General features: G+C 72.1%; 13 protein-coding genes. 5 read left to right on the top strand and 8 right to left on the bottom strand.

All coding sequences use genetic code 11. The annotated features are described in order from the left end of the window. Positions 1–46 precede the first annotated feature (46 nt). The gene (locus AMK19_RS26550; protein WP_073815990.1) at positions 47–1,135 is read right to left on the bottom strand and encodes an NADH:flavin oxidoreductase/NADH oxidase; all 1,089 of its coding nucleotides are present in this window, start codon (positions 1,133–1,135) and stop codon (positions 47–49) included. A 109-nt stretch (positions 1,136–1,244) separates the two neighbouring features. Here AMK19_RS26550 and AMK19_RS26545 point away from each other — a divergent pair, with 109 nt between their 5' ends. The 3 genes from AMK19_RS26545 to AMK19_RS26535 all read left to right on the top strand — a co-directional run bounded on the left by AMK19_RS26545 (position 1,245) and on the right by AMK19_RS26535 (position 6,441). Beyond that, positions 1,245–1,619: an ArsR/SmtB family transcription factor gene (locus tag AMK19_RS26545; RefSeq protein ID WP_380476151.1), complete on the top strand. Its 375-nt coding sequence runs from the start codon at positions 1,245–1,247 to the stop codon at positions 1,617–1,619. 311 nt (positions 1,620–1,930) lie between these two features. Beyond that, positions 1,931–3,595 carry a glycosyltransferase family 2 protein gene (locus AMK19_RS26540; RefSeq protein WP_073815988.1) on the top strand — a complete coding sequence of 555 codons (1,665 nt, stop codon included), beginning with the start codon at positions 1,931–1,933 and terminating at the stop codon, positions 3,593–3,595. Positions 3,596–3,609: 14 nt separating this feature from the next. After that, positions 3,610–6,441, top strand: a complete 2,832-nt coding sequence (locus AMK19_RS26535; protein WP_073815986.1) for an acyltransferase family protein — start codon at positions 3,610–3,612, stop codon at positions 6,439–6,441. Positions 6,442–6,501: 60 nt separating this feature from the next. Here AMK19_RS26535 and AMK19_RS26530 read toward each other — a convergent pair whose 3' ends face one another. The 3 genes from AMK19_RS26530 to AMK19_RS36140 all read right to left on the bottom strand — a co-directional run bounded on the left by AMK19_RS26530 (position 6,502) and on the right by AMK19_RS36140 (position 8,750). After that, positions 6,502–7,035, bottom strand: a complete 534-nt coding sequence (locus AMK19_RS26530) for a hypothetical protein (protein ID WP_073815984.1) — start codon at positions 7,033–7,035, stop codon at positions 6,502–6,504. Between the two features lie 43 nt (positions 7,036–7,078). Next, positions 7,079–8,488, bottom strand: a complete 1,410-nt coding sequence (locus tag AMK19_RS26525) for an asparagine synthase-related protein (RefSeq protein ID WP_073815981.1) — start codon at positions 8,486–8,488, stop codon at positions 7,079–7,081. A 103-nt stretch (positions 8,489–8,591) separates the two neighbouring features. Next, the gene (locus AMK19_RS36140; protein ID WP_158071949.1) at positions 8,592–8,750 is read right to left on the bottom strand and encodes a hypothetical protein; all 159 of its coding nucleotides are present in this window, start codon (positions 8,748–8,750) and stop codon (positions 8,592–8,594) included. Positions 8,751–8,898: 148 nt separating this feature from the next. Here AMK19_RS36140 and AMK19_RS26515 point away from each other — a divergent pair, with 148 nt between their 5' ends. Then, entirely contained in the window at positions 8,899–10,242 is a 1,344-nt protein-coding gene (locus AMK19_RS26515) for a tetratricopeptide repeat protein (protein WP_443135044.1), read from the top strand. A 38-nt stretch (positions 10,243–10,280) separates the two neighbouring features. Here AMK19_RS26515 and AMK19_RS26510 read toward each other — a convergent pair whose 3' ends face one another. From AMK19_RS26510 to AMK19_RS26500, 4 genes are read right to left on the bottom strand one after another with little or no spacing between them, the layout of a single operon-like run. Next, positions 10,281–14,831 (bottom strand): hypothetical protein, encoded by a 4,551-nt coding sequence (locus AMK19_RS26510; RefSeq protein ID WP_073815977.1) that lies wholly within the window; start codon positions 14,829–14,831, stop codon positions 10,281–10,283. Between the two features lie 49 nt (positions 14,832–14,880). Continuing rightward, a complete protein-coding gene (locus AMK19_RS26505; protein ID WP_073815975.1) occupies positions 14,881–15,771 on the bottom strand; it encodes a hypothetical protein in 891 nt (296 codons plus the stop codon). Beyond that, positions 15,768–15,890 carry a hypothetical protein gene (locus AMK19_RS38245; protein ID WP_274537000.1) on the bottom strand — a complete coding sequence of 41 codons (123 nt, stop codon included), beginning with the start codon at positions 15,888–15,890 and terminating at the stop codon, positions 15,768–15,770. The genes AMK19_RS26505 and AMK19_RS38245 overlap by 4 nt, the downstream gene beginning before the upstream one ends. Continuing rightward, positions 15,887–17,407, bottom strand: a complete 1,521-nt coding sequence (locus tag AMK19_RS26500; RefSeq protein ID WP_198953452.1) for a hypothetical protein — start codon at positions 17,405–17,407, stop codon at positions 15,887–15,889. The genes AMK19_RS38245 and AMK19_RS26500 overlap by 4 nt, the downstream gene beginning before the upstream one ends. Before the next feature lie 157 nt (positions 17,408–17,564). On the opposite strand from AMK19_RS26500, the gene AMK19_RS26495 reads away from it, so the two are divergent. After that, positions 17,565–18,164: a hypothetical protein gene (locus tag AMK19_RS26495; protein ID WP_073815973.1), complete on the top strand. Its 600-nt coding sequence runs from the start codon at positions 17,565–17,567 to the stop codon at positions 18,162–18,164. Positions 18,165–18,179 lie beyond the last annotated feature (15 nt).

Genomic DNA, 18,179 nt, shown 5'->3' with positions numbered 1-18,179 from the left:
CTGGCTGTTCACCTGATCCACGGACGGCCCCCGCGCCCCTCGTGGCTCACCTCGCGACGGCGAAGCCGTACTGCTCCGGCCAGTCGGCCTTCACGCCGAGCGTCTTCGCCGCGTGCAGCGGCCAGTACGGGTCGCGCAGCAGCTCGCGGCCGAGCATGACCGCGTCCGCCTCGCCGTCCGTGAGGATCGCCTCCGCCTGGGCCGGCTCGGTGATCAGGCCGACCGAGCTGACCGGCAGCCCCGACTCGCGGCGGATCCGGGCCGCGAACGGGACCTGGTAGCCGGGCCCGACGGCGATCTTCGCGTGCGGGACGAGGCCGCCGGTGGAGACGTCGATCAGGTCGACGCCGATGGCCTGGAGTTCCTTGGCGAGCAGGACGCTCTCCTCGACCGTCCAGCTGGGCCGGTCGGGGACCCAGTCGGTGGCGGAGACGCGGAACAGCACCGGGAGGTCCGCGGGCCAGACGGCCCGCACCGCGGTGGCGATCTCGCGGGCCAGGCGGCTGCGGCCCGCGAAATCGCCGCCGTAGCCGTCGGTGCGGTGGTTGGTGATCGGGGAGAGGAACTGGTGGACCAGGTAGCCGTGGGCGCCGTGCACCTCGACCACCTGGAAGCCTGCGGCCAGTGCGCGACGGGCCGAGGAGGCGAAGTCCTCGACCAGTTCCGCGATCTGAGTTTCCGTCAGTTCCAGCGGAGCCGGGTACCCGTCGTTGAAGGGAATCGCCGAGGCGCCCACCACCGGCCACCCGCCGTCCTCGACGCCCAGCGGACCGCCGCCCGCGTTGGCCTTCCCGGTGGAGGCCTTCCGCCCGGCGTGGGCCAGCTGGATCGCCGGAACCGAACCGTGCTGCCGGATCAGCGCCGCGACCCGGGCGAGGGCGTCCTGCTGCCGGTCGTTCCACAGGCCGAGGTCCCACGGGGAGATCCGGGCGTCGGGGCGGACGCCGGTGGCCTCGACCATGACCAGACCCGCGCCGCCGGCGGCGCGGGAGCCGAGGTGGGCGAGGTGGAAGTCGGTGGCAACGCCGGTCTCGGGGCCTTCGGGGGCGGCCGAGTACATGCACATCGGGCTGAGCCAGATCCGGTTGGGGATGGTCAGCGAACGGAGGGTGATCGGTTCGAACAGGGCGCTCATGAGGGCCCGTCCTTCCTGTGGTCCCGACAGCGACGATGTCTTCGCTTCGTACGATAGCCGCCGTACTACGAGATCTGTCAAACTACGAGAGTTCTCGTACTATGGCAGCGTGACCATCGACGAGGACTGCCACCAGGACTGCCCGGGACTGCTGCCGGAGCCGGCCGTCGACGAGCTGCGCCTCGAGGCAGTGCTGCACGCGCTGGCGGACCCGACCCGGCTGCGGATCGTCGCGGACCTGGCATGGGCGGGCGGCGACGAGCTGAACTGCCTGGCGTTCGAACTTCCGGTCACCAAATCGACGTTGACGCACCACTTCCGCGTCCTGCGCGAGGCCGGACTGATCCGCCAGCACCGTCGCGGCACCTCTAAGATGAACACACTGCGCGTCGGCGATCTTGCCGCGCGCTTCCCCGGCCTGCTGGATGCGGTGCTCGCCGCCGCCGAGCCGTGCTTCACCACCCCGAAGCCCGCCGCCCACTGAGCCGCCGACCGAGCCTCCGGCCACGAGCCTGACGATCCGTCAATTCACCATCCAGGCAAGGCGAATACTCGCCAGCCGATCCGGCGACCCTTCGCCAGTTCAACCGTGGAACCGTCTCGTCACTCTGTTCGTCAACCGCCTCAGAAGCCCCACCGGGCAGATGCCGGGGGGCACTTCCTGACACGGTCATGCCTGGTCACACGGGCTTTACCGGAGTTGCCCCACCGTTCATCCTCCGTGGTCATTTGGTCTATACCAATCGGGTAATCTGACCGGCGACAGGTGTCAATGACCGGCCGTGGGGGGCCCATATGACTGTCAATCACCTTCCGTCGCCACCCTCCGATCAGGAGCTCTACTGGTATTTCGGACCTCAGCGCCGCTGGGTTCCGCTACTCTCCGCACTCGCCTTCGTGCTCAGCGCGGCCACCATGTTCAGTTTTTCGCTGCGCACGCCCGCACTCTGGCCGTTCCTGGCCGTTCTCGGCGTCAATGTGGTCGCGCTCGCCCTGACCTGCCTCAACGGACTGCGCCGCCGGCGCTTCACCCGGGCCGGCCACGAACTGCTGGTCGCCGCCTGGCAGCCCGCCGAGGCGCCGTCCGTCGACCTGTACCTGCCGACCTGCGGCGAACCGCTCGACATCCTCGCCAACGCCTACCGCGCAGTGGCGCGGCTCGACCACCCCGGACAGCTCGACGTCTGGGTGCTGGACGACGGCGACCGACCCGAAGTCGCCGCGCTGGCAGCCGAGTTCGGCTACCACTACGTCGTGCGGCCGAACCGCGGCGAGTTCAAGAAGGCCGGCAACCTCAACCACGCGCTCGGCCTCAGCAGGGGCGAGTACGTCGCCATCCTGGACGCCGACTTCGCGCCGCGCGCCGACCTGCTGCACCACCTGCTGCCGTACTTCGGCGACCCGAAGGTCGGCATCGTGCAGAGCCCGCAGTGCTTCGACACCGACGCCTCGATGGGTTGGGTGCAGCGCGCCGCCGGCTCCGCCCAGGAGTGGTTCTTCCGCTGGATACAGCCCAGCCGGGACGCCTCCGACGCGGCGATCTGCTGCGGCTCCAACGCGGTGTACCGGCGTTCCGCCATCGACGCCGCCGGCGGCTTCGCCCGGCTCGACCACAGCGAGGACATGTACACCGGGCTCGCCCTGCACCAGCAGGGGTTCACCACCCGCTACGTGCCGGTGCTGGTCGCCAAGGGCACCTCGCCCGACTCCACCACCAGCTTCGTCAACCAGCAGTACCGCTGGACGATGGGCAACCTGCACCTGATCGGCGACAGGACCGCCCGCAAGGCCATGACCTGGCGCATGCGACGCTGCTTCGACGAGGGCATCGTCGGCTACCTGGCCGCCGCCGTGAACGTGCTCACCGCACCGCTGCCGCCGCTGGTCATGCTGTTCGCCTACCCCGGCGAGGTCCGCGCCTGGTACGTGCTGCCGATGCTCTCCCTGCTGTGGCTCTGGCACGTCCTGCTGCCCCGGGTCAGCCGCACCCGCTGGCGCTCCGAAGTCCTGCGCGCCAACGTGCTGATGAGCTTCGCCGCCGCCACCGCCTACTGGCACACCCTCCGCGGCCGCAGCGCCGCCTGGGTGCCCACCGGCGCGGCCAAGCCCGGGCGTTCCGGCGGCATGGCCCGCAACGTGCTGCTGGTCTCGCTGGTCTGGACGGCCGGCACGCTGGCCGCCACCACCGTCGGCATCGCCGCCGCCACCGCCCTGCACGGCTGGCACTACACCTGGGGCCTGGCCCTGTACCTCGCGGTGCAGCTGCACCTCGGCGTCCCGCTGATCCGCGACCTGTACGCCGAACTGCGGCCGCACGCCACCGAACCGACCGAATCCGGGGCCCGCCCGGCGATGCGGCCCAGGCGCTGGCCCGAGGCCCTCGCCGTCACGAGCACGCTCGCCCTGATCGCCCTGCTCGCCTCCGGCTGGGCGGCGCCGATGCTGCCCTGGCTGGGCTGAAAGGTCCACCTCCCGTGTCCACCAGCACCGCCCCGCTCACCGTCGTTCTCGGGCAACCACCCGTCGAACGGCCGAAGTTCAGACCCGACATCGAAGGCCTGCGGGCCGTCGCCGTGCTCGCCGTGCTCGCCTTCCACGCGGCCGTGCCCGGCCTCGCCGGCGGCTTCGTCGGCGTCGACGTCTTCTTCGTCATCTCCGGCTACCTCATCACCGGCCTGCTGCGCAGCGAGAGCGCCGCCACGGGCAAGGTCCGGCTCGCCGAGTTCTACTCGCGCCGCGCCCGCCGACTGCTGCCCTCCGCCGCCGTCGTGCTCGCCGTGGTCGCCGTCCTCGGCGCCCTGCTCACCGCGCCGCTGCGCCGCGCCGACCTGGAGCGCGACGTCCTCGCCTCCGCGCTGTCCGTCGCCAACTGGCGCTTCATCGCCGAACAGACCGACTACCTGGCCGCCGGCCGCGACCCCAGCGTGCTGCTGCACTTCTGGTCGCTCGCCGTCGAGGAGCAGTTCTACCTGCTGTGGGCCCCGCTGATGGCGCTCGCCGCCCGCTGGGTCTGGAAGCGGCGCACCCTGCTCGGCCTGACGCTGCTGCTCGGCGCCGGCTCGTTCTGGCTCTCCCTGCACTGGAGCGCCGGCGCGTACCTCTCCACGCCCACCCGGGCCTGGCAGTTCGCCGCCGGCGCGGTCATCGCGCTGCTTCCGATCCGGCAAGTACCGCGCCTGATACGGGAGTTGCTGGGCCTCGGCGGCATGGTCGCAGTGCTCGCCGCGGTGCTGCTCTTCGACGCCCGCACCCCCTACCCCGGGTACGCCGCCCTGCTGCCCACCGTCGGCACCGCCGCGATCGTCCTGGCCGGCTCCGGGACGCACCTGGTGGGACGGGTGCTGTCGCTCGGCGCGCCGCGCGCGATCGGCCGGCTCTCCTACAACCTGTACCTGTGGCACTGGCCGGTGCTGGTGCTCGCCGAAGCCCAGTGGGGCGCCCTGCACTGGGGCGTCAAGGTCGCCCTGACGGCGGCCGCCGCACTGCCCGCGCTCGCCGCCCTGCACTGGCTGGAGCAGCCGCTGCGCCGCAGCCTGGTGCTCGGTGAAATCCCGCGCCGCGGACTGTCGTTGGGCCTCACCGCAGTGGTGATGCCGGTGGTGCTGGCGCTGGTCGTCGGCTCCGGCACGCTCCGCAACCTCGGCCCCTCCACTCCCCCGGACCCGGCCGGTCTGCCGCCGGGCGCCCGCGACGGCCGCACCCTGCTCGCCGCCGCCCCGCCCGCCAACGGCCCGACCGTGCCCAACCCCGTCCAGGCCCGGCAGGACTTCCCGCCGGACGGCCTCTGCGAGGTCAACCCGGCCGACACCACCAGCCCGCCCTGCCGCTTCGGCAACGGCGACGACCGGATCGTGCTGCTCGGCGACTCGCACGCCGGCCAGTGGTTCTCCGCCATGCTCGGCGTCGCCGCCCAGCACCGCCTGTCCGTCGAGGAACTCGTCAAGCAGGGCTGCCCGCTGCCCGAACTCACCGTCAACAACCCCCAGTTGGGACGCACCTACCACGAGTGCGACACCTGGCGGACGAACGCGCTGGCCAGGCTCAAGGACGGGCCGAAGCCGAAGCTGATCGTGGTCTCCACCATGAACCGCTACACCGCCGACCGGGAGACCCTGCTGCACGGCTGGGAGCAGACCCTCACCCCGCTGCGGGAGTTGGGCGTCCCGATCGTCTACCTGCAGGACACCCCGATCCCCGGCCGGGACGTCCCGGCCTGCGTCTCCGGGCACCCCGACACCACCTCCGCCTGCGACTTCCCGCGCAGCGAGGGCCTGTGGGCCGACCCGCTGGCCGAGGAGATCACCGCCGGCCGCGTCCCCGGCGTGCGCACCGTCGGCGTCAACCAGGTGCTCTGCCCCGGCGACGGCCGGACCTGCCCGGCCGTCCTGGAACACGTCCTGCTGTACCGCGACGACTCGCACCTGACCAACGCGGCGGCCGTCGTCCTCACCGCGCGGCTCGACCAACTCCTCACCGAGGCGGGCCTGTTCGGCGACGGCTGGACCACCCTGCTGCACGACGAGTTCGACGGCCCGGCCGGCACGAAGCCCGACCCCGCGAACTGGCAGTACGACCTGGGCACCTGCTACCCCGGCTGCCCCGCCCCGCAGTGGGGCACCGGCGAGATCGAGACCATGACCGACTCCACCGCGAACGTCCGCCTGGACGGGCAGGGTTCACTGGAGATCGTGCCCACCCGGGACGCCTCCGGCCACTGGTCCTCCGGCCGCATCGAGTCCAAGCGCGCGGACTTCGCCGCACCGGCGGGCGGAGTACTGCGCGTGGAGGCGAAGTTGGCGCTTCCCGCCGTCAACGGCCCTGCCGCTGCCGGATACTGGCCCGCGTTCTGGGCGCTCGGCGGCAAACTCCGTGACGGGTACACCGGTTGGCCGGGCGTCGGCGAGCTCGACGTCCTCGAATCGGTCGGCGGCCGCGGCGCCTTCGGCACGATGCACTGCGGCACCACCCCGAACGGCCCCTGCAAGGAGCCGAACGGACTGGGCTCCGGCGAACAGCCCTGCGCGGACTGCTGGGGCGCGTTCCACACCTGGACGATCGAGGTGGACCGCACCTCCGCCACCGAGAAGGTCCGCTGGCTCCGCGACGGCCAGGAGTACTTCGCCGTCACCTCCGACCAGGTCGAACCCGCCGCCTGGGACCAGGCGGTGCACCACGGCATCTTCCTGATCCTGAACGTCGCCATCGGCGGCAACCTCCCCGCCGCACACGGCAGTTCCCCGACCACGGCCACCGAGCCGGGCCACCCGATGAAGGTCGCCTCGGTCACCGTGTCGACGAAGCGCTGACGACCCGACGCGAAGCCCACCGGGACGTGAAATCGTTGTCCCGGTGGGCTTCGCCGGTCCTCAGAGCCCTCGGCCGGCCATCAGGTCGGCCAGGCCGGGCACGGGCTCGGCCTTCCGCTGGAGGAAGTGGACCTGCTGCCCTCGCCGGTCGGAGACTCGCAGCAAGTCCCACCCCTGGGCCTCCTGGTAGTACCTGGCCAGCCGGTCCTGTCCGGTACCGCGCCGCACCCAGGTCATCCCCTGCCCGGCGGCCCTGTCCAGCGACCACCAGGCGATCAGCCGTCCGAGCCGATGCCGGTTCGGGCGGGTGAAGGTCGTGGCCAGGAACAGCGTCGGCTCGGACCGCTCGTCCTCGGTGAACGCCCACGGCGGCAGCGACTCGTTCCCGAAGTGCGAGGTGCAGCCGACCACACCGTCGCTCTCGTGCTCCAGCACCCACACCGGGAAGACCGGGTTCCCGGCCTGCGAGCCGTACTCCTCCGCCAGGTCCGCGCACTCGCCGAGCCCCCGGCCGGACAACCACGCCGACCTCGCCCGAACCATGTCCGCGATCGGGCCCGCGTCCGCTGCGGTGGCCTCACGCATCCGATACACGATCGTCTCCTTCGGAACGCCCGGAACGCCCGGAACACAGAGCCTAGCGATGAATCAGGGCGGAGTCCGCGAGCAGCACGAACACCACCTCGTGGTCGCCCTTCACGATGGTGCCGTTCGCCAGCCGGTCAGCCGTGGAGGACAGCAGATCCGGGTCCAGGAGACCCGCCCCGATCAGTGGGAAGCCCTCCGTGAGCATCTTCCGAATGCGGGGGACGCCGTATTTGCACATGGCCATCGTGACGACCTGCTGAAAGTTCTCCACGATCCGGGGGCGGGAGACACAATCGGGCAACCCGGTGCGGTCCACCACCTCCCGAAGAGCGCGCTTGTCACGTCGCCACTCCAGCGGCAGCCACTCGCAGTACCGCACCAGAACCGGGTCGGTGAGCGGATGGAGCGGCCACAGGCCACGGCGCAGGAACTCCGGGCCGCACACGGCCTTGGCCATGAGCGCGGTCTCAGGCACAGCAGAGGCCGGGGTGATCGCCGTGTCGATGTCCCTGACCGCATCGATGGCATTGGGCCCGAGCCAGGACGGCAGGTCGGCCGGTTCGAAGCCGCCCCATCCGCCCTCGTCCTCGGCTGAGGTGGTGGCCATCAACTCGTCGCCGCCGATGCCGGTGAACACGGCCGTGACCCCGCGCTGCGCGAAGTGGCCGGAGAGAGCACCGAGGGCATCGGTGTAGATGTCGGCACTCGGAGAGACCCAATTGTTGCTGCTGAAGCTCGATGCGGGCCCGTACGGCAGATGGTCCAGGGCCTGCACGGTGACGTCCGCCCATCCGCCTGCGAGGTACTTCAGGAGCAGCTTCCGGCGCTCGCCCTGTTGATTTCCTCGCTCGCCGTCCAGCATCACGGCCCCGGCAGTGACCCCACGGCCCTGGGGAGCGGTCTGCATCGCCAACGCGACAACCGCAGAGTCCATACCGCAGGACAGTTGCACGGCAGTTCTGAAGCCGGTCCAGGGCACCCGGGTGACGGCCAGATCGAGGATGTCCCGGAACAGCGGGATCGGGTCGGCTCCGCCTCTGGCAACCCGCGCCCGGGTGTGCTCGGCCGCCTTCGGGAACTGGATCGTCAACGAGCCCTCCGGTCCGAAGGACGCAGTCGCCCGTTCGGTCAGAAGCCTGATGTCCTGCCAGAAGGTGGACGCCGAATAGCGGGCGCGCAGTCCGAGGTGTCGGGTGACGGCCACCTCGTCCAGCCGGTCCGGATCCTGGTGTGCGCGCAGGTCCGTGAGATCCCACGATCCGTACAGGACTCCGTCGGCACTGGCCAAGTACTGCGGTGCGGTGCAGGCGGTCCCGGTCCTGAGACGAACAGTGTGGCCGGGGGAAACGTCGATCGTGGTCCAGTCGTCCCTGCTCGCCGGGATCTCGGCCAGGATGCGATGGAACCCCGCGGAGTCGACGACGGCGATCTCCGGGCCGGTCGTAGGTGATGTCTGCATGCGTCATACGGAACTGGAACATCGACGGACTCCCCTTCACGCGTCGGTGGGAATGGTGCGACCGGCCGCAACCTCGCAAAGCGTCACGACCGGTCGCGGGTCGTCAGACTGCAGTGGTGTCGTACGTCTGCACGGAGTCGCTCGACCCGGAGATCTTCTTGTAGCTGTACCGGTCGGTGGTTTCCATGACTTCGTACACGGGCTCGTCGCCGAAGACTCGGCCAGACGCCTCCAGCAGCATCTTCTCGTCCATGCTGTTCATCGCGCGTGTCCCTTCGATCGAGTACCGGATGCGCGACAGGCCAGGGCATGCCCGGATGCCGATCTGCCGCACCAACAGCCAACCGTCCACCTCTGCTTGGAGTGAACTGCTCCGCCGTGATCGCGAGTTGAAAGACTTGAATTCAGGCATGATGTCGCCCATGCCAATGAGGGCCGATCAGAATGCCGCCCTGACGGGGCTGTTGGACGAGTTGGGCTGGAAGCATGGACAGTTCGCCCGTGCCATCAACAGCGCGGGCACCCGTGCCGGCCTGCGCCTGAAGTACGACGAGTCGTCGGTGAGTCACTGGCTGAACGACGGCACGCTGCCCCGAAGGAAGACCCAGGACCTGATCCTGGTTGTCCTGGCACGAGGCCTCGGGCGGCCGGTGACAGCGGTGGAAGCCGGCTTTGCCACCACATCTGCGGTCGCCACCGACGCCGATACGCTGACCGGACTGGCTGAACTGGGGAGGGCGGACATGGACCCATCTCGCCGAGCGCTGATGGGCGTTGCCGGCCTCTACGCAGCAACCATGGCCATCCCCGGCTGGCAGGAAGCCACAAGCCGTTCCAAGCTGATCCGGGCCAACCCGCACACCCGAATCGGCATGCGCGAAGTCGAGGCCGTCACTGCGATGACCGAGCAGGTCAGCGCCCTGGACGACCAGTTCGGCGGCCGGTTCGCCCGGCCCATGGCCGCGGCGTTCCTGGTGAACACGATCGTGCCCTACCTCCACGCCGAGGCTACCGACGAGGTCAGAGCGGCGATGCTCTCGGCCGCCTCCGACCACTGCTACCTGACCGGATACATGGCCATGGACGAGCGGCTGGACGGCCTCGCCGACCGCTACTACGCCAAGGCACTGGAGTTGGCTGCAGCCGCCGGGGACCGGCTCACCTTCTGCACCACCCTGCGTGGCATGAGCGTCATGCACGGGGATCTCGGCGACGGCGCGACAGCTCTTCGACTGGCGGATGACGCCTCGTCCGCCTCACCCCAGGCCTCGCCCCGGATGCGCGCGTTCCTGGCAGGCCAGCAGGCACACGCCGCCTCCATCGTCGGAGACCGGGCGGTGGCTCTTCAGAGGATCGCCGAGGCCGAGGCCTCGATGGAGAAGGCCGAGTCCCAGGCCAAAGCGTTCGGCTCCTACGACCCCTCAGCTCTGAATTACCACATCTCACAAGTCCGCTACGAGCTCGGCGACCTGAACGGGTCGATCAGGTCGATGGAGGAATCCCATCGTCTGCGCGAGCCGATCTTCCGGCGCACCCGGGTCCGGTACGGGGCGATGCTCGCCGAGCGAAAGTTCGAAGCCGGACGAATCGAGGAAGCGTGCGTCGAGTGGCACCGGGCGCTGGACGATTTCCCACTCGTCCAGTCCGCCCGATGCCACGACCGCATCGACGCCATGCTCGCCATGACCGGCCCGTTCCACCGCAACACTCATGTCCGTGAGTTGCGGCAGCGCGCGACCGAGCAGGCCAGGTGATCCCGGCCCGTCCTCGGTCGCCTCGAACACAGTGATTCCTACTCGGGCTTGCGGAACATCCTCGTTGCCGTGATCTCTCCGTGGATCGTCGGGCCGTCGGGGTCCTGGGGGGCCGGGAGGCCGGGGCGGAGGTGTTCTTCGACCGAGATGTACTTGAGGCCGGCCCGGAGGTCGGCGTCGTTGCGGAGGCGGATGACGAGGGGGAACTCGGCGAGCGCCGTGGTGTCGAACAGGCCGGTGGTGTAGATCAGTTGGACGCCGAGCGCGTCGGCGACGGCGCGCTGGAGCTCCAGCAGGTAGGTCGCGTTGGCGCGGCCGATCGGGTTGTCGAGGAACAGCGTGCCGGCGTGGCGGAGCTGTGACTGGCCGCGGTCGTTGGCGCGGAGGGCGGCCATCGTGCAGTAGAGGGCGATGGCCGCGGTGAGCAGCTGGCCGCCGGAGAAGACGTCCGACATCTGGCCGACCGAGACCCGCTCGGCGCGCAGAACCGCGTCCGGCTTGAGGATCTCGACGGAGACGCCCTTGGGGCCGATCGCTGCGGCGACGCCGCGCAGCAGCAGGGACATGCCGTCGCGGCGCAGGTCGGAGTTCTTCTTGACGGCGGACCGGGTGGCCTCGTCGATGACTTCGCCGAGCCGTTCGACCAGGACGGCGTGGTCCGGGTCCTCGAAGCGGATGCGCAGGAACTCCTGGCCCGACCACTCGCCGAGGCCTTCGGGGAGGTGGGAGAGTCGCTGGGCGGCGCGCAGGGTGGCGAGCGAGGATTCGACCAGGCCGCGGAGGCGGTCGACGATGGAGGCGCGGTTGCGTTCGAGCTGGGCGAGTTCGTCGGTGAGGACCCGCAGGCGGGGGGCGAACGCGGCGGCCCAGGCGGCGGCGTGGTCGGGCAGGGCGGCGGCGGGCAGCTCGCGGATCTGCTGGCGGGCGGGGGTGCGGACGGCCTCGTAGCGGGCGGCGTTGGCGTGCCGGACGAGGGCGTCGGAGGCGTCGCGGACGGCGAGTTCGGCGCCGGTGAGCTCGGTGGCGGCGGTGCGCATGGCGCGCCGGGTGTCGGCGGCGGCGGCGCGGGCCGCGGCGAGGCCGCCGAGGTAGACGTCGGCGGTCTCGGTCTCGTCGCCGGTGTTGTCGCGCAGCGCGTCGCGGAGCTGGACGGCGAGTTCCTCGAAGTCGGTGGCGGCGGCCTGGGCCTGGTCCAACGTCCGCTGCAGGTCGGCGTGTTCGGTGCGCGCGGTGTCGACGCGTTCGCGGCGTTCGGCGAGCAGTGCGGTGGCGGTGCGCAGCAGGGCCTGGGCGTGTTCGGGGTCGGCGGGCAGCAGGTCTTCGGGGAGGTCGGTGTGGGCGTCGCCGTTGATCGGGGCGGAGCGTTCGGCGTCGCCGCGCAGGCGGCCGACTTCTTCGGCGGCGGCGCCGGAGCGGGCCTCGATGATGGTGACGAGTTCCTCGGCGCGGGCGGCGGCGGCCTGGCGGGCGGGGCCGTCGGCGCCGTCGGGGCTGGCGAGGAGTTCTTCGGCGCGGGCCTTGACCTTGTTGCTGAGGCGTTCCAGCTCGGTTGCGGCGGCGGCCTGGTCGCCTTCGGCGCGGGCCTGTTCGGCGCGCAGGTCGGCGCCGACGCCGACCTTTTCGTAGAGCTGGGCGGCGGCCCGGTAGGCCTCGCGGAGGGCGGGGAGGGACGCGGGCACGGCGGTGTCGTCGGGGTCGGCGGCGATCTCGGCGGCGGCGATCTCGGCGCGTTCGCCGCGCAGGGTGCGTACGGTGCGGCGGGCGTCGTCGGCGGCGCGCTGGGCGGCGCGGCGGTCCTCGTCGCAGGTGCGGGCGCGTTCGGTGCACAGGGCCTGGCGGCGTTCGCATTCGGTGGCGTCGTCGGCGAGTTCGCGCTGCCGGCGGGTCCAGTTGGCGCGTTCGCGGAGGCGGAAGGCGAGGCCGGCGAGGGCGTCGGCGCGGCGGCGGGTGCGCTGGGCGGTCTCCCGGCACTCCTCGTGGCGGGCGGCGGCGGCCTGGTGGTCGGCGTCGGCTTCGGCGTGGTCGGCGCGCAGGGTGGCGAGTTCGGCGGCGGTGGCTTCGGCGCGGTCGGCTGCTGCGGCGGCGGTTTCGGCGAGTTCGGCGAGGGTGCCGGGCGGGCAGGCGGCGTGCCAGGAGGCGAGTCGGGCGGCGAGGGCGCGGTCGCCGCCGAGGCGGGCGGCGAGTTCGCGGATGTGTTCCTCGCGGGCGGTGGCGCGGGCGCGCAGTTCGCGGCGTTCGTCGTCGGCGGCGGTCTCGTTGTGCATGGCCGGGTTCGGCGGCACGAGAAAGAAGCCGGGTTCGCCCTCGATGGGGGCGATGAGGGCGGCGGCGGTGCCGACGGCGACGGTGGAGCGGGGCAGCAGGGCGGCGGCGGCGAGGGCTTCGCGGGCCCGGTCGAGCGAGGCGGGGTCGGTGACGACGACGCCGTCGACGAGTTCGGGGCGGGCGGCGAGGATGGCGTCGTGGTCGGCGGGGTCGACGGACTGTGCGAGGTAGCGCCAGCCGGGCAGCGCGGGGATGCCCTGTTCGCCGAGGTGTTCGACGGTGGCGAGGACGTCGGGGCCGGGCGGCAGCAGGCCGCCGTCGCCGAGGGCGGCGAGGATCCGGGAGTCGTCGGCGGCGGCGGTGCGCAGGTCGAACAGGGTGCGTTCGGCGTTGGCGACGGCCTGGTCGAGCAGTTCGCGCAGGTCCTCGGCGGAGGCGTCGAGTTGACGGGGCGTCAGGAAGCCTTCGGTCTCGTCCGCGCCGTCCTGGTACGGGGAGAGCGAGAGGAGTTCGGCGAGCCGGGGTTCGGCGGCGAGTTGGGCGGCGGTGCGCTGTTCGGCGGCGAGGGTGCGTTCGGCGGCGGTGCGGGCGTCGGTGGCGCGGGCGGCGGCGAGTTCGGCGCGGGCTTCGGCGGCGGCGGACTCGCGGGCCCGGACGGCGCCGGAGTCGGCGGCGGTGCGGGCCTGGTCGAGGGCTTCGGTGGCGGCGCGTTCGGCGTCGGCGGCGTGCAGGGCGGCGCGGGCGGGGTCGGGTTCGGCGCCGGAGTCGTCGATCCAGCCGGCTTCGACGGCGGCGGCGGTCTCCTGCTCGACCTCGGTGAGGCGCTGGCGCAGGTGTTCGGCCTCGGAGCGGGCCTTCTGGGCGGCGGTGGCGGCGGCGGTGGCTTCGGCCTGGGCGGCGGAGCCGTCCTGCTGGAGCTCGTCGGCGCGCAGTTCTTCCTGGTCGGCGCGGGTCTCGGCGCTGAGCGCGGCGGTTTCGAGGGCGCGGGCGAGGGCGCCGGCGGCGCGGTCGCGGGCGGCGAGGGCGGGGGCGGCGTCGAGTTCGGCCTCCCGGATGGCGGTGGCGACGCGGCCGGCGCGGTCGGCGGCGGCGCGGTGCCGCAGGACTGCCTCGGCGGCCTGCCAGGAGGCGAACTGGGCGCGGGCGTCGGTGAGTTCGCGGCGCAGTCGGCCGGCTTCGGCGGTCGCGGCCTCCAGGCCGAGGGTGGCGTGCCGGTAGGTCAGTTCGGCGACGATCCGGTCGTGCCGGGTGCGGTCGGTCTCGGCGGCGGTGACGGCGCTCGCGGCGGCGGCGACCTCGACGGCGAGGTCGTGGACGCGGTCGCGTTCGACGGCGGAGCGGGCGGACAGCGACAGGGCGAGCCTGCGGGTGCGGCGTTCGGCGGCGCGGTGGCCCTCGCGGACGGTCTCGCGTCCGGCGGTGGCGTCGACGATGCGCTGGAGCAGGTCGACGGAGCCGGCGGTGAACTCGCGTTCGGCGGTGAGTTCGGCGCGGCGGCCGAGCTTGGCGGCGAAGCCGTGGACGAGGTCGGCGAGGCCGTCGGTGTCGCGGGTGTCGGTGACGGCACGCAGCAGCAGGTCGGTGAAGTCGGCGTCGTTGCGGACCGCGAACAGGCCGGCGGCCTCGCCCTCGTCGGCGTTCATCTCGCGCTGGTAGCGGAAGAGTTCGGGGTCGAGGCCGAGCGCGCCGAGGTGCTCGTTCCAGCGGTCGTGGATCTCTTCGAAGGTGACGTCGAGGTGCGAGTGGGCCTTGCCGGCCTCGGTGAGGGTGTCGCGGAAGCCCTTCATGGTGCGGCGGCGGCCGCGGGTCTTCTGGTCGCCGGCCAGGCTGGGGCGTTCGGCGACCGGCAGGCCGTCCAGGGTGAGGCCGGGGCCGGGCCGGAAGGAGTACCAGAGTTCGGCGAACTTCCGCGGGTCGGAGGAGACCTGTCGGCCGCGCCATTCGCTGACCTTGCCGACGACGATGAGTTCGCCGGTGACGGTGTGCTGCCATTCGAGGGCGACGTGGCCGCAGTCGTCGGCGAGCAGGAACTTGCGCAGCACGCCGGAGGAGGCGCCGCCGAGGGTGTTGCGGTGGCCGGGCAGCATCACCGAGAAGATCAGCTTGAGCAGAACGGACTTGCCGCCGCCGTTCTCCAGGAACAGCACGCCGGCGGGTGCGGGGCGGCGCTGCGGGCCCTCGGGTTCCTCGCCGAACAGGCCGATCTGCTGGGGCTGCGGCTCGGGGACCGGCTCGCCGACGCCGCGCAGGTCGAGCACCGTGTCGGCATAGCGGGCGCCCGCCGGTCCGATCGAGTACAGGCGGACCCGGTTCAGCTCGTACATGTGCGGTGGTTCTCCTGGAGCGGTCAGTTCAGAACGTGGCGGGGGCGGGTCAGAGCGAGTGGAACGGCAGGCCGGCGTCGGCGACCAGTTCGTCGCTGTCGTCGGGCGGCAGCAGGGTGGCGGTGCCGTCGCTGACGGGGACGACGCCCAGGTCGAGGAGTTCGGCCATGGCGGCGCTGCCAGCCAGGTCGCGGACCTGCAACTGGTAGCGGGCGGTGGTGCGGTAGGTGCCGCCGGCGTCGTCGGAGGTCTTCTGCAGGAAGCCGGAGTCGACCAGGAAGGACACCGCCTTGGAGACGATGCCGGTGGTGGAGCCGGACAGCCGGCGGGCATCCTTGGTGGCGCCGGTCGCGGAGCGGCGGGCCCACACGCGCCAGGCGGCTTCCAGCGCGGGGGCGGCGCTCGCCGGGTCGGTGTTGCTGCCCTCGGCGGCGGCGCGTTCCTCCAGGCGGCGGCAGGCCTGCCGGACGAACGCGTCCACACCGTTGACGGAGACCCGGCCGAGGTAGCCGTCGTCGGCGAGGTCCTCGGGGCGGGGGAAGGCGAGCGCGGCGACCGCGAGGTGCGCGAGGCCGTGCAGGAAGCGGTCGGTGGACTCGGAGTTGGCGCGGCGCGAGTAGTCGCCCATCCGGACGGCGAACACCGAGTCCTCGGCGGCGGCGACGGCCATGCCGGCCCGTGGCGAGACCTCCAGCACGACCAGGCCCATGCCGGTGGCGACGGCGTCGGCGAGGCGTCCGAACGGCGGGTCGTCGCGGTAGCGGCGGACCAGTTCGGCGTACTCGGCGTCGCGGGACGGCAGCAGCTTGGCCTGCAGGCCGAAGGAGACCAGGCGGGCCGCTTCGGCGACGTCCGCCGGGCTGATCGGCGCGGGCGCGGCGGCAGCGGCGGCGGCCGGTTCGGCGTCCTGCGGTGCCCACGCCTCGGCGCTGGTGGTCATGCGGGTGCTCCTTCGGTGCGGGTGCTGCGGGTGCTGCGGGTGCTGCGGGCGGTGCTGGTGCTGCGGGCAGTGCGCGCGGTGCGGCCGGTGCGGCCGGTGCGGGTGGGACGGCCGGTCACTTGGCGTCCCGGCGGTCGGCGGCCATGCCGGCGGCGTCCAGCAGGGCGCTGCCGACGATCAGGTCCGCGCCGCCGAAGCCGGGGTCGTCCAGGCGGGTGCCGTCGTCGACGGCGAACAGCAGGCGTTCCTCGCCCTGCCGGTACGCGGTACCGACCGGCGGGCTGGCCGCGTGCACGGCCAACAGGGCGACCAGGTAAGCGAGTTCCTCGCCGTCCTCGGCGAGTTCGGCGCCGCGGGCGCGGGCGTCGGCGAGCAGGCCGGAGAGCCGGCGGGGCGCGTCGGCGGGCAGGTCGAGCAGGTCGAGCGCGGTCTCCAGCTGGGCTTCGGAGAAGCGGCTGTCGTCGGGGGTGGCGACCAGGTCGGGTTCGGGCAGTTCGACGCCGAGGTGTTCGCGTTCCACGGGCGGGGTGAGCAGCAGTTCGACCAGGTCGCTGACCCGGACCGAGACGGGGGTGCGCAGTCCGGTGCCGCGGGCGAAGAACGCGTCGGTGGGCCGGGTGGCGTCCGCGAGCGGCAGGGTGAGAACGGGTGCGAGGAGTTGACCGTACAGGTCGATGCCGGCCCGGGCGGTGGGCGCGGAGAACGCCTGCCGGTCCTGTTCGGCGCGGAACAGCGGGCCGGCCTCCAGCAGGCGGGTCTGGAGCTGGGTGTGCCGGCGGATGCAGTCCTTGACGATGTCGACGAGTTCGGCGGCGCGCCGCTTGTGCTCGGCGTCGGCGCTCTCGTCGCGGGCCTTGCGGATGTTGGTGAGGATCGCGTTCTCGTGCCGGTACCGGTCGGCGATGTGGTCGAGCGCCTCGTCGATCAGGTCGGGGACGGTCTCCATCCAGTCGACGGCCCGGACGTTGCGGCGGGTGGCCTCCAGGGCGCGGCGCAGCGTCTCGGCGTACTGGACGGTGCGGTAGCGGGCCTGTTCGGCGGCGAGTTGGGCGTCGGCGAGGCGGCCGCGGCGGATCAGCACCTCCAGCTTGACCTCGGCGGCGATCTGAGCGCTCGTCACGTCGGTGTCGAGGGCGCCGACGAGGACGTTGACGGCCTCGTCGGTGGTGCGCAGGTAGACGCCGCCGTCCTGGCCGGGGACTTCCTCGATGAGCTTGAAGTCGTAGTCGCGGCGGGTGTATTCGCCGTCGGGGCCGAAGGTGCCGTAGACGGCGCGGAAGCCGCGATCGACGCTGCCGACGTTGATGAGCGATTCGAGCACCCAGCGGGCCACCCGCTCGTGCTCGGTGACGGCGCGTCCGGGGTTCTGGGCGGCGATCCGGGGCAGGAGGCGGCCGAGGACTATGTCGCGGTCGGCCCCGGTGTCGAAGTCCATGTTGAGGGTGACCAGGTCGATGGCGGCGAGGCCGATCTCGGCCATCGTGTACGAGGCGTACTCGCCGGCCAGGTTGACCTTGCGGCTGTCGAGGTCGTGCAGCGGCGCGGTGCAGGCGAGCGCCTTGAGCCGGCGGGCGAGTCCCTCGTCGGCGGCCGGTCCGGGGGCGGGCCTGGTGGGCTGGTCTGCGATGGCGGTCACGGGGGACAAGATTAGGGCTTTCCGTGGACAGGTCCGAAACGTCCCGTTTGGGGGAAGCTGTTCCAGCGTGTTGAACGCGTTCAAATTCAGGTCTAGAGTCCTTCTCGCGACACTGCGTGCCGTCTCCGGCACCCGCGTCATGGAGGGGGGATTCCCCATGTCCGACATCGCCACCGCCCCGACCGGTTCCACCACCGCCGGCCCCGGTCCTGCCACCGTCACCGACACCGCACTTGTTCAACGCCGTATCAGGCGCTGGTTGTGGCTGTTCATCGTCTGCCTCGTGCTCAGCGGGCTGACCGCGTTCCCGTTGCAGACCGAGACCTCGCTGCTGGTGAGGTTCATGGACGCCACCGGCCTCGCCGACGCGCTCCCCGCGCTGGACGCCTGGGTGCTGCGGGTCGGCGACGGCGTCGCCGACGGCTACGGCAGCCACCCGTTCCTCGCCTACGGCACCGACTGGCTGGCGTTCGCGCACCTGGTGATCGCGGCCGCGTTCTGGGGCCCGCTGAAGGATCCGGTGCGCAACGTGTGGGTGATCCGCTGGGCGATGATCGCCTGCGGCGGCGTCGTTCCGCTCGCGCTGATCTGCGGTCCGCTGCGCGACATCCCGCTGTTCTGGCAATTCGTCGACATGTCGTTCGGTGTCTTCGGCGTCATTCCGCTGCTGGTCGTGCACCGGCTGATCCGCACCCTGGAGTGGGACCGGGCCGTCCGCACCCACCACGACTTCGCCCGGGTCATCCCCTCCCCCTGACCGACATGCGGCGGG

The sequence above is a fragment of the Kitasatospora sp. CB01950 genome (assembly GCF_001905465.1).
Classification (GTDB): domain Bacteria; phylum Actinomycetota; class Actinomycetes; order Streptomycetales; family Streptomycetaceae; genus Kitasatospora.
The sequence above is the reverse complement of the archived record's forward strand: the minus strand, read 5'-3'. Positions and strand labels throughout refer to the sequence as shown.

Bases quoted from the DNA above. Each gene is read 5' to 3' on its own strand.
- AMK19_RS26550 (WP_073815990.1), bottom strand. From the start codon at position 1,135: ATGAGCGCCCTGTTCGAACCGATCACCCTCCGTTCGCTGACCATCCCC.
- AMK19_RS26540 (WP_073815988.1), top strand. From the start codon at position 1,931: ATGACTGTCAATCACCTTCCGTCGCCACCCTCCGATCAGGAGCTCTAC.
- AMK19_RS26525 (WP_073815981.1), bottom strand. From the start codon at position 8,488: ATGCAGACATCACCTACGACCGGCCCGGAGATCGCCGTCGTCGACTCC.
- AMK19_RS36140 (WP_158071949.1), bottom strand. From the start codon at position 8,750: ATGAACAGCATGGACGAGAAGATGCTGCTGGAGGCGTCTGGCCGAGTC.
- AMK19_RS26515 (WP_443135044.1), top strand. From the start codon at position 8,899: ATGATGTCGCCCATGCCAATGAGGGCCGATCAGAATGCCGCCCTGACG.
- AMK19_RS26510 (WP_073815977.1), bottom strand. From the start codon at position 14,831: ATGTACGAGCTGAACCGGGTCCGCCTGTACTCGATCGGACCGGCGGGC.
- AMK19_RS26505 (WP_073815975.1), bottom strand. From the start codon at position 15,771: ATGACCACCAGCGCCGAGGCGTGGGCACCGCAGGACGCCGAACCGGCC.
- AMK19_RS26495 (WP_073815973.1), top strand. From the start codon at position 17,565: ATGTCCGACATCGCCACCGCCCCGACCGGTTCCACCACCGCCGGCCCC.